Genomic DNA, 10,816 nt, shown 5'->3' with positions numbered 1-10,816 from the left:
CCCTCGCGTTTGAACTCGGGGGTGAACTCGCGTCTCGTCTTGGCCATCAAACACCTTCCCCGCCCGCAAGGAGCGTATCAGAGGTGTCCGTGAAAGCGGGGGAGGATCAGTCGTCACATAGGTCGAGAAGCCGACCGCGAAAGGCGCCACGAGAATGAGTAGAGACGGCTGCAGGGCGGACGGCAGTGGGGCATCGAACAGAAGCCGTGACACGATCATCGTGAACAGCGGAACCGCGAAGAAAAGGCCGACCGAGAGGCCGAGCACCATGACACCGTGTGTATGCGGCAAGCCGAGCGAGGGCAGGGCCAGCGGCAGGTCAAGAAGGCCGACCACCGGGACGATCCAGGCGGGTGTCGCATGGGCGGCGACCTGGCGTTCGCTCAGCCAGCGGGTCACGATCGCCCATGCGAAGACCAGCATGCCGACAGCGCCCAGGATCCACATCCCTTGAGCGAGACGGAGATGGATGGGTGCGAGCACGATCGGCAAAAGAAGCAGGCTGATCAGCAGGGTTCCGAACAGATTGCCGGCGATCGGATGCCGGAACTCGGCCAGGACTGCGTCCGGCGCGGTGACGAGCTTCACCGCGTAGCCGAGGGTCATGGTGACGAAGGCCGCCACCGCCGCCCAGCCGATGGCATCGGCCAGCACGGCCGGTGCGCCGTAGCGGGCTTCGGCGAGGCGCCAGGCGAAGCTGAGACCGGTCAGCCCCATCACCGAGGCGAAGAGGCCGACCGGCAGGTAATCGAACTGCCGCCAGTCCATGCGTGGGATCGTCGGCAGACCGATCGGCGTCGGCTTCGAGGAAGCATCGGACATGGGATGGCTCCGGATTGGGGAGGTCGATGATCAATCGGCAGCGGCGGGCGTTCTCGCGATCTGCGCTTCGAGGTCCGCGATCCTCGCATGGAGCGGAGCAACGGCCGTCGCGATTTCCGCCTCGCTGAAGCGCGGGGTGATGTGTTGCGGGCAGTTCCAGTCGAACGCCTCGACCGTCACGAGAGCGAAGCGTTCCACCCGCGCCCGGTAGCCGGGCGCGGCCAAGCGAGCGGCGAGGTCCGGGCGCTTGCTGCCGTCGACGAGGCGCAGGCGGCCGAGCACCTTGAGACGCCGCCGGTTCGGATAATCCATGAAGATCATCGCCACCCGGTCGTTCGTGGCGGCATTGCCCACCGAGACGTACTGGCGGTTGCCCGCGAACTCGGCCCAGCCCAGCGTCCGGTCGTCGATGCGCGTCACGAATCCGATCGGCCCGCCGCGGTGCTGGACGTAGGGCCAGCCGGTCTCGGAGACGCTGGCGAGATAGAAGCTGTCGCGCGCGGCGATGAAGGCGCCCTCGCGTGCGGTGAGCGAATCGTCCGGCACCATCGCGGCGCCGGCATCCGCATAGGCCTCGCGCGAGCCCATGCGAGCCTGCTCCGCCTGGACGGATGGAGTGAAGGCGAGATCAAAGAAGCGGTGTCTCATCGCGGACCTCCTGCGACGTGGGCCAAATCGGCGCCGTGGCCGAGCCCGTTCAGGCCCGGTCGGCAGCCGCTCTGGGCATGGGTGGTTCAGTGGGACGACAGGCTGCGGTCAAGGAAGTCGCGCATCAGCGGCGCGATGACGTCGAGCTTATCTTCGAGCGCGAAGTGTCCCGTGTCGAGCAGGTGAATTTCGGCGTCCGGCAGGTCGCGAAGGTAGGGATGCGCACCCTCGGCCGGGAAGATCGTGTCGTTCCGGCCCCAGACGATCAGCGTCGGCGGCTGATGCGCACGGAAGAACGCCTGGAATGCGGGATAGAGCGGAACGTTCGTGCCGTAATCGCGGAACAGGTCGAGCTGGATATCCTTGTTGCCGGGACGATCGAGAAGCGCCTGATCGTGGCGCCAGTTATCGGGATCGATGCGCGAGACGTCGGCGACGCCGTCGACATACTGGAACCTCGTCGTGTCCGGAGCGACGAGGACCGACAGGGCCTCGCGGTTCGCTTTGGAATCATCGGCCCAGTAGGCCTTTATCGGGTCCCAGAACGCCAGCAACCCCTCCTTGTAGGCGTTGCCGTTCTGAACCACGAGGGCGGTGACGCGCTCCGGATGCTTCAGGGCGAGGCGATAGCCGACGGGCGCCCCGTAATCCATCACGTAGAGGGCATAGCGCGTCGCCCCAAGGCGGCCGAGCAGTTCGTCCACGATGTCGGCAAAATGCGCGAAGGTGTAGGCGAAGGTCTTGTGGTCCGGAGCGTCGCTCTCGCCGAAACCCGGATAGTCCGGCGCAATGACGCGATAACGGTCGGCGAGGAGCGGGATCAGGTTGCGGAACATGTGCGACGAGGTCGGAAAGCCGTGGAGCAGGACGACGACCGGCGTATCGGCCGAACCGGCTTCCCGGTAGAAGACGTCGACGCCGTCGATCGTAGCCGTGCGATGATGGATCACGGGGATGGCCGGGTGGGCCAATCTCCTCGACGCCGCGGCCTGTATGGCGAGGGCGGATGCCGACAGAAGGGCCGTGACGATCAGATCGGTCATCGTTATTCTCCTCGAAGAGGGCCGGTGCGTGATGCGTTCCGGCTTCCGAGGAGAGATTTAGGCTCATCCGCATTTTGGTATAAGCCTATGCGTTCGGGAGTTTCACTTCCGAAAAATGGAAGGCTGTGACAGTCGTCAGAGGGCAGCCATGCGGGCTCGAAGCTTCGGAACGCTCCAATCGAGGAAGGCCCGCACCTTGAGCGGCATGAGCCCCTGTTCCGGATGGACGAAGCTGACCGGCAACGGCTCGGGCTCGTAGCTTTCCAGGATGAGCTTGAGCGCGCCTGATCGGATCTCCGAGGCGACCTGATACGAAAGCACGCGGGTGACGCCGAGACCGGCCAGCGCCGCGTCGACGGCGGCTTCCGCGGTATTGACGGTCAACCGGGCGCGGACCGGAACGGTGATCGTCTTGGCGCCCTGCTGGAAGCGCCATTCCGGGGCGGCGGGAAAGCCCTGGAACGTCACGGCTTCGTAGGTGCTCAGTTCCTCGGGCGCGCTCGGCACGCCACGGCGCGCGAGGTAGGCCGGGCTCGCGCAAACGACACGGCGGACCGAGCCGAGGCGCGTGGCCAGGAGTGCGCTGTCGGCCAGAGGGCCGATCCGCAGAGCGATGTCCACGTGATCGTCGACGAGATTCATCTGGCGATCGATGAGGAGCAGCCGAACGTCGATCTCGGGATGCGCGGTCAGGAACTCCGTGGCCACCGGAACGACGTGCCGACGGCCGAAGACGATTGGGGCGGTGACGAAGAGTTCACCGCGCGGTGTCGTGTACTCGCCCGCAGCCGCCCGCTCGGCCTCCTGCACCTGTTCGAGAATGCGTTTGCAAGCCGTGACGTAGGCTTGTCCGCTCGGCGTCAGATCGATCCGGCGGCTCGTCCGGTTCAGGAGGCAAGTTCCCAGGTGGCGTTCGAGATCGGAGACCTTGCGACTCACCGTGGTGAGGGGAAGGCGCAGCCTGCGCGCGCCGCCGGACAGGCTGCCCTCCTCGATAACGGCGAGCAGCACGGACATGGCGTCGAGTCGGTCCATGTCCCCATCTGTAAACCGAACGCTAAGGTATAAAAATACGACAGCGGCACTATTTTCGAAGGCGCCACGAATGGCTTCCACTCGGCCCCAACAGCGAAAGCTGGCCGCCTACCCGTAAGCCGACGTTCCGCACCCGACTCAACCTCGCCGCTTCAAGACGATTCCCGGCCACCACGAAGCGGACGTCGGTTCGAATTCCTTTGAGCGTTGCCATCCACGGAGCGTTCCCTGTCGTCCGTGACGGCGCTGCAAATATGTTAGCCCCACGAACCCACGCCGGCTTCGCGCCTATGTGAGACCGAAACTTGGAATTGTTCGCACTTAAGTGCATCCTTCCTGCTGGCCGGGCCGGCTCGCTAGAACAATAAAGCGAGACGCTCGGCCGTGGAGGAAACATGAACGAGATCGTCAAGCCCGATTCCCTGCTCGTCGCCGAGGCCGAGAGCATCACCGAGACCTTCTTCGGCGGCTGCCCGCACGACTGCCCGGACACCTGCTCAATGATCTTCGAGGTCAAGGACGGGGAGCTGCTCGGCGTCCGCGGCAACCCGGATCATCCGATGACCCGCGGCGGCCTCTGCGTGAAGCTGAAGGATTACGAGAAGCGCCATTACCATCCCGATCGGCTACTCTACCCGATGAAGCGGGTCGGGCCGAAAGGCTCCAAGCAGTTCGAGCGCATCACCTGGGACGAGGCGCTGGACACCATCGTCACGCGCTGGAAGGCGATCATCGACCAGTACGGGCCCGAGGCCATCGCGCCCTACAGCTACCTCGGCAACCAGGGCTTGGTGCACGGGCTGAACGGCGGCGACGCGTTCTTCAACCGCATGGGCGCCACGGTGACCGAGCGCACCTTCTGTGGCGAGGGCTCGTGCACGGCCTGGCTGCTCACCGTCGGCCCGACCGCCGGGCTCGATCCAGACAGCTACATCCACTCGAAGTACATCGTGATTTGGGCCTGCAACTCGGTCAGCACGAACCTGCACCACTGGGCCATCGTGAAGGACGCCCAGAGACAAGGCGCCAAGGTCGTCGTCATCGACACCTACGCCTCACGCACCGCCAAGGCGGCCGACTGGCACATCGCGCCGAAGCCCGGCACGGACGGCGCGCTCGCCATGGCGCTGATCAACTCGATCATCGAACAAGGCCTCGTCGACCAGGACTACGTCGACAACTACACGGTCGGCTTCGAGGAGCTGAAGGAGCGGGCGAGCACCCGCACGCCGGAATGGGCCGCCGAGATCACCGGCGTCCCGGCCGAGGACATCCGCAAGCTCGCCCGCGAGATGGCGACCGAGCAGCCGGTGGGCATCCGCATGGGCGTGGCGCTGGAGCGGCATTATGGCGGCGGACAGACCATCCGGGCGGTGTCATCCATCCCGGCGCTGACCGGCGCCTGGCGCCATGTCGGCGGCGGCGTTACGCAGTTCGGGGTCTGGGAGCATCCTTACAAGTTCGACGTGATGTGCCGACCCGACCTGATCCCGGAGGGGACCCGCGTCATCAGCAACCTGCACATCGGGCGGGCGCTGACCGGCGAGCTGAAGCTCGACCCGCCGATCATGTCGATGATGTGCTGGAACTCGAACCCGGTCACGCAGGCGCCCGAGACCGACAAGATCGTCGCCGGGTTGATGCGCGAGGACCTGTTCATGGTCTCTGCCGAGCACTTCATCTCCGACACGGCGTCCTACGCCGACATCGTGCTTCCGGCGACGATGGGGGCGGAGATGGAGGACATGATCCTGTCGTGGGGTCACCTTTACTTGACATACAACACCAAGTGCGCGGACGCCCCCGGTGAGGCGATCCCGAACAACGAGATCTTCCGCCAGCTCGCGGCCCGGCTCGGGTTCGAGGAAGAGAACTTCAAGTGGACCGACACGGAGTGCCTGGAGCACTACGTCGACTGGAACGCCCCGGCCTGCGAGGGCATCGACCTCCAGTACATGCGCGAGCACGGCTTCGCCCGGCTGAATGTCGGCACGCCGGACGACCGTGCCCCGCACAGGGAAGGAAACTTCCCGACGCCGACCGGCAAATGCATGTTCATGGTCGAGGGTGCCACGAACTTTGTCGCGCCGCCGTTCCGGCAGATGTACGAGGGCTTCCAGCCCGGCGAAGCGCTCGATCCCCTGCCCGACTATCTCGGCCCGCGGGAATCCCACACCAACGACCCGGAACTCGCCAGGCGCTTCCCGCTCAATATCGTCTCTCCCAAGAGCCACTACTTTCTGAACTCCTGCTACGCGAACATGGAAGACAAGCAGAAGGGCCAGGGCGAACAGTTCGTGATGATCAGCCAGCATGATGCCGACGCACGTGGCATCCGTGATGGCGACAGAGTGCAGGTTGCCAACGACCGGGGGGCCTTCAAGGGCGTGGCGCGCATCACCGAGGACGTGAAGGCCGGCATCGTGGTGGCGACGCTGGGCTACTGGCGCCAGCTCAACGAAGGCACGGTCAACAGCATCTCGTCGGGGGCCTTCACCGACATGGGCCACGCCCCGTCGTTCTCGGACAACCTCGTCGAGGTTGCCCGGGCGAACTGAAGTCGCCGATTGGCTGAGCAACAAACGGGCGTCCTACGGGACGCTTGTTCCTGATCAATGGTTCTTTGGTCAACCTGCCCTGAGAACGAATTGTGAGAGCCCCTGGGTGTTCGTGGAAAGCACACCCAGGTGTCCGCTTCTCCCACCATCACGCCCGAAAGCAGACCGGCAAAAATCCACCCGGTGCAGAAAGGCTGGGTCAGTTCAAGAACGTCTATATCCAAGACAGTCAAATGCCAGTTCGACGACATTGGACGCGCTGCGGTTGTAAAGTCTGAATGGCCCCTCAACATTGCCGCCGAGGAGGCCGGCTTTCAGATTTCGGTCGCTTCTGCCAGAGCGAGCGCGTCTTCAACGTCCACGCCGAGGTAGCGTACCGTGCTCTCGATCTTCGTATGACCGAGCAGAATCTGCACAGCGCATAAGTTGCCGGTTCGCTTGTAGATCAATGCCGCCTTTGTTCGGCGTAGAGAATGTGTGCCGTAGTCCTCGCACCGTAGTCCTATGCCCGTCACCCATTCATCTACCAGGCGGGCGTACTGCCGGGTGCTTATGTGCGCCTCGTGGTCGATCCGGCTGGGAAAGGCGTAATCGTCAAGCCGGGCCCCTCGGCACCTCAGCCAAGTCAGAATGCTGGTACGTGCTGGTTCGAGCAGTTCGAATTGCACGGGTGACCCAGTCTTTCGCTGAAGGACAATCACGCGCGCCCGTACGTGCCCGCCGCTGACGAGCTCACCGATCTTCAATTTGAAGATGCCACAACCGCGCAACTTGCTGTCGATAGCGAGGTCGAACATGGCCCGGTCGCGTACACGCCGCTCTCCGTTGAGCCAGAAACGGATGGCCCAAACCTGTTGTGGTTTGAGCGCGCGTTTGGCGCCGAGCTTCCGTCCTGCGTTCCATGGTCGGCGGGTCTTGAAGGCTGGGTCGTGCTCTGAATGTCCCATCTCTCATCTCCCAACCGGCCGCTGCCGGCAGAGAGAAGGGGTGCTGCGAACGTAGCCTGCGCATCACCAATTGGACATTTGGGATGTGTGCCACGCAGCTGCCAAGCTTAATATACAGCCCTGCTGCGTCCGACCCGATTTGGTCGAAGCCGGCGACGCGCACGCTTCTTTAAAACGGACACCAGCGATGGCACGTGCCGCGGTGACGTCTGCAGGCCGCGAATATGCCTGGCGTATCCCCGTGATCCCTCCGACGAAATAAACGCAATCCGCCCCTAGACGACCGGTCTAATCAGGTCTATCTCATTGTCATGGCACGCGTCACCGCACATACCGACACCCGCCAGGGGATCCTCGACACCGCCTACGGCCTCGTCGGCGCGAAGGGGTTCTCCGGGGTTGGGCTCAACGAGATCCTGACGTCGGCCGGCGTGCCGAAGGGGTCGTTCTACCACTACTTCGGCTCCAAGGAGGCTTTCGGCGAGGCCCTCCTAGCGGACTACTTCGAAACCTATCTCGCCGACCTCGACAAGACGCTTGAGGAGCCGGGACTGAGGCATGCCGAGCGCCTGATGAACTACTGGCGCAAATGGCAGGCCACCCAGGGCAGTATCGACTACCAGCGCAAGTGCCTCGCGGTTAAGCTTGCGGCGGAGGTCTCGGACCTGTCCGAACCGATGCGCCTCGCCCTCAAAGGCGGCACGGCCGCGATCATCGAACGGCTGTCGCGATCTATCGCGGCGGGCGTGGCGGAGGAATCGCTCACGATCGAGAGCGAGTCGCATACGACTGCCGAGGACCTGTACCATGTCTGGCTCGGTGCGAGCCTGATGGCCAAGATCGTCCGGACCGACGCACCCTTCGAGGCCGCGATGGGGACGACCCGGCGCATCCTCGGCCTCGCGTCGCACTGACCCACTGCGTTCCAACGTTGCCGAGACTAACCCTCTATCACGCCTAAGATTGAGACGACCGGTCTACTCAATTTTGAGCCAACCGCCTTCTCGGGCAGGCCGGCGAATAGAACCCAGACGGAGAAAATCCATGCCCCACCACACGAAGACGTCTGTAGCCGCGACACTCCCCGCTGCCGGGCTGATGGCGCTCCTGACCATGCCTGAAGCGACGGCGCAGGAGCGGATCACCCTTCAGGCCATCGGCGCAGTCCGCATGGCCAGGTTCGAGGAGGTCCGCGTCGCGAACCCGCAGTTCCGCCCTCCGCAAGCGGTGCCGACGCGCGACCCGGCCGCGGGACGCACGGCGAAGGCGCAATAGCGCCGGCCCGCTTTCCCCAAGCCGGCGACGAGAACGACCCCGGCGAACTGCCCGACACCCAAGACGTCCCCCTCACCCAAGCGAAAGACCCGGAGAACGACGATGAAGATCCTGATGGTGCTCACCTCGCACGACCGCCTCGGCGACACCGGCCGGAAGACCGGCTTCTGGCTGGAGGAGCTCGCGGCCCCCTACTACGTGTTCAAGGATGCGGGTGCGGAGGTGGTCCTGGTGTCGCCCGAGGGCGGCCGTCCGCCCCTCGATCCGAAGAGCGCCGAGCCGAGCTTCCAGACCGACACGACGCGCCGCTTCGAAGCCGACGCAGCGGCCCTGGCGGTGCTGGCCGAGACAGGCCGGCTCGATGCGGTCGGTCACGAGGGCTTCGACGCCGTCTTCTATCCCGGCGGGCACGGCCCCCTCTGGGACCTCGCAGAGGACCCCGTCTCGATCGGGCTGATCGAGGCGACGCTCCGGGCCGGCAAGCCCGTGGCCCTGGTCTGTCACGCCCCAGGCGTCCTGCGCCATGCCAAGGCTCCTGACGGGAAGCCCCTCGTCGAAGGCCGGACCGTCACCGGGTTCACGAACACCGAGGAGGAGGCCGTCGGCCTCACCCAGGTGGTTCCGTTCCTAGTCGAGGACGAGCTCAAGCGGAACGGCGGCCTCTACACCAAGGGTGCCGACTGGGGACCCTTCGTCGTGACGGACGGCCTGCTCATCACCGGCCAGAATCCGGCCTCGTCCGGCCCAGCCGCCGAGCGTCTCGTCGCACGCCTCGCGAACCGCTGAGGACGCGGGCGCCCCTTACGGCGCCCGCACCCGACCGCGCGCTCGCCCCATGTTCGTCGCCCGGCCAAGCCAGGGCGATCCGCCCGCATCGGCGACCTCGAAGGATTCCAACCCATGACCACCGACATCATTTTCTCGGACGCCACCGGACTGGCCGAGTTGATCCGCACCCGGCAGGTTTCGCCGGTCGAGGTCGTTAAGGCGCATCTCGACCGCATCGCGGCGGTCGACCCCAAGGTCAACGCCATCGTCACCGTCAACGAAGGTGCGCTCGAGGCCGCGAAGGAAGCCGAAGCCGCGATCATGGCCGGCGAGGAGCTCGGGCCCCTGCACGGTGTACCTTTCACTGTGAAGGACTCCATAGACACCGCTGGCGTGATGACCCAGCGCGGCTCGCCCATCTTCAAGGGCCGCATACCCGACGCCGACGCGACCAGCGTTGCTCGCATGAAGAAGGCCGGCGGCATCCTGCTCGCCAAGACCAACCTTCCCGAGTTCTCCTATTGGATCGAGAGCGACAACCTGCTCTCCGGCCGCTCGAACAACCCATGGAACCTTGAGCGCACTCCGGGTGGGTCGAGCGGCGGCGAGTCGGCAGCCATCGCGGCGGGCATGTCGCCCCTAGGCCTCGGCACCGACCTCGCCATCTCGGTGCGCGGCCCGGCCGCCCAGACTGGCATCGTTTCGCTGAAAGCCACCCACGGGCGAGTGCCGATGACCGGCATCTGGCCGCGCGCACCGCGCCGCTTCTGGCACGTCGGCCCGATGGCACGCTCGATCCGCGACCTCGCGTTGGCCTTCTCACAGCTTTCCGGACCCGACGGCCTGGACGCCTTCTCGACGAGCACTGTCCAGTTCGACGCGGGCGTGGGCGCCGCGTCGGGCCGCAAGCTCCGCGTCGGCTGGATGGTCGGGCCGGGCTTCGGCCCCATCGACACGGAGGTCGTGGCGACCGTCAAGGCAGCGGCCGAGGCTCTGAAGGGCGAGGGTCACTAGGTAGAGGAGGTCCGCATCCCGGCCCTGGAACGCGACTTCGCCCTCGACGTGTTCAACAAACTTCACGTCATGGAGATGAAGCCGGTCTTCCGCGAGGCCACCGCCGGGCATGAGGACCAGATGTACAAGATGGCCAAGACCATGCTGTCACTACCCGACACGTCGATGGAGGATTACATCGCGGCGGAGCAGGCGGCGGAGCGGCTCCGGGATGGCTATGCCGCCTACTTCCGGGACCACGACGTGCTCCTGACCCCGGTGCTGCCCGTCCCGGCGCACAAGCACGGCATCAGCGAACTCGTCGTCAACGGTGAGACCGTCGACCTGACCTACCTTCAGGGCGCGACCGTTCCGCTGAACGTGACCGGCCTGCCGGGCCTGTCGATGCGCTTTGGGACGAGCCGCGAGGGCTTGCCCATCAACGTACAGTTGGTGGGTAGCTGGCAGGCGGAGACCACGATCCTGCATGCCGCCTCGGTGCTGGAGAGCGTGAGCTCGGTACGCGGACTTCACCCGAGCCTTTGACCGGAAAACTGTCGGCGATCTCTAGAGGCTGTTATGAACCGCTTGCCAGTTGAGCGGCCTGTTTGAGCATGAGTCAGACGAAGGCGACGATGTGGAGATCGGCGAGTGTGCTGGGATAGCGCTCAAGGCGACGATGTGGAGATCGGCGAGTGTGCTGGGATAGCGCTTTGTTCATCGGTTT

9 protein-coding genes and 1 pseudogene are annotated in these 10,816 nt (G+C 65.0%); 5 read left to right on the top strand and 5 right to left on the bottom strand.

The window, feature by feature from the left end; translation table 11 throughout:
• The 4 genes from ASG60_RS13910 to ASG60_RS13895 form a co-directional block, all read right to left on the bottom strand.
• The coding region (locus ASG60_RS13910; RefSeq protein ID WP_244476670.1) for an SLAC1 anion channel family protein at positions 1–768 on the bottom strand (768 nt) is incomplete at its 3' end.
• Between the two features lie 84 nt (positions 769–852).
• On the bottom strand, positions 853–1,470 hold the full coding sequence (locus ASG60_RS13905) for a pyridoxamine 5'-phosphate oxidase family protein (RefSeq protein WP_056386193.1): 618 nt from the start codon (positions 1,468–1,470) through the stop codon (positions 853–855).
• An 86-nt stretch (positions 1,471–1,556) separates the two neighbouring features.
• Complete coding sequence (locus ASG60_RS13900; protein ID WP_056386191.1) at positions 1,557–2,513, bottom strand: alpha/beta hydrolase; 957 nt, start codon at positions 2,511–2,513, stop codon at positions 1,557–1,559.
• 135 nt (positions 2,514–2,648) lie between these two features.
• A complete protein-coding gene (locus ASG60_RS13895; protein ID WP_056093375.1) occupies positions 2,649–3,548 on the bottom strand; it encodes a LysR family transcriptional regulator in 900 nt (299 codons plus the stop codon).
• A gap of 395 nt (positions 3,549–3,943) precedes the next feature.
• On the opposite strand from ASG60_RS13895, the gene ASG60_RS13890 reads away from it, so the two are divergent.
• Positions 3,944–6,106, top strand: a complete 2,163-nt coding sequence (locus ASG60_RS13890; RefSeq protein WP_056386190.1) for a molybdopterin oxidoreductase family protein — start codon at positions 3,944–3,946, stop codon at positions 6,104–6,106.
• 314 nt (positions 6,107–6,420) lie between these two features.
• On the opposite strand, the gene ASG60_RS13885 is transcribed toward ASG60_RS13890, so the two are convergent.
• On the bottom strand, positions 6,421–7,053 hold the full coding sequence (locus ASG60_RS13885; protein WP_056386188.1) for a tyrosine-type recombinase/integrase: 633 nt from the start codon (positions 7,051–7,053) through the stop codon (positions 6,421–6,423).
• Positions 7,054–7,364: 311 nt separating this feature from the next.
• Here ASG60_RS13885 and ASG60_RS13880 point away from each other — a divergent pair, with 311 nt between their 5' ends.
• The 4 genes and pseudogenes from ASG60_RS13880 to ASG60_RS13865 all read left to right on the top strand — a co-directional run bounded on the left by ASG60_RS13880 (position 7,365) and on the right by ASG60_RS13865 (position 10,635).
• On the top strand, positions 7,365–7,967 hold the full coding sequence (locus tag ASG60_RS13880) for a TetR/AcrR family transcriptional regulator (RefSeq protein WP_056386186.1): 603 nt from the start codon (positions 7,365–7,367) through the stop codon (positions 7,965–7,967).
• Positions 7,968–8,097: 130 nt separating this feature from the next.
• Entirely contained in the window at positions 8,098–8,328 is a 231-nt protein-coding gene (locus ASG60_RS13875) for a hypothetical protein (RefSeq protein WP_056386183.1), read from the top strand.
• Between the two features lie 102 nt (positions 8,329–8,430).
• Positions 8,431–9,114 carry a type 1 glutamine amidotransferase domain-containing protein gene (locus ASG60_RS13870; RefSeq protein WP_056386182.1) on the top strand — a complete coding sequence of 228 codons (684 nt, stop codon included), beginning with the start codon at positions 8,431–8,433 and terminating at the stop codon, positions 9,112–9,114.
• A gap of 114 nt (positions 9,115–9,228) precedes the next feature.
• Positions 9,229–10,635 (top strand): annotated as a pseudogene (locus tag ASG60_RS13865) (amidase).
• Positions 10,636–10,816 lie beyond the last annotated feature (181 nt).

The sequence above is a fragment of the Methylobacterium sp. Leaf469 genome, assembly GCF_001424745.1.
Lineage (GTDB): Bacteria > Pseudomonadota > Alphaproteobacteria > Rhizobiales > Beijerinckiaceae > Methylobacterium.
This window is presented reverse-complemented; position numbering and strand designations above follow the sequence as displayed.

Excerpts from the sequence above, each read along its gene's own strand:
- ASG60_RS13870 (WP_056386182.1), top strand. The coding sequence starts at position 8,431 with ATGAAGATCCTGATGGTGCTCACCTCGCACGACCGCCTCGGCGACACC.
- ASG60_RS13895 (WP_056093375.1), bottom strand. The coding sequence starts at position 3,548 with ATGGACCGACTCGACGCCATGTCCGTGCTGCTCGCCGTTATCGAGGAG.
- ASG60_RS13890 (WP_056386190.1), top strand. The coding sequence starts at position 3,944 with ATGAACGAGATCGTCAAGCCCGATTCCCTGCTCGTCGCCGAGGCCGAG.
- ASG60_RS13880 (WP_056386186.1), top strand. The coding sequence starts at position 7,365 with ATGGCACGCGTCACCGCACATACCGACACCCGCCAGGGGATCCTCGAC.
- ASG60_RS13875 (WP_056386183.1), top strand. The coding sequence starts at position 8,098 with ATGCCCCACCACACGAAGACGTCTGTAGCCGCGACACTCCCCGCTGCC.
- ASG60_RS13900 (WP_056386191.1), bottom strand. The coding sequence starts at position 2,513 with ATGACCGATCTGATCGTCACGGCCCTTCTGTCGGCATCCGCCCTCGCC.
- ASG60_RS13885 (WP_056386188.1), bottom strand. The coding sequence starts at position 7,053 with ATGGGACATTCAGAGCACGACCCAGCCTTCAAGACCCGCCGACCATGG.
- ASG60_RS13905 (WP_056386193.1), bottom strand. The coding sequence starts at position 1,470 with ATGAGACACCGCTTCTTTGATCTCGCCTTCACTCCATCCGTCCAGGCG.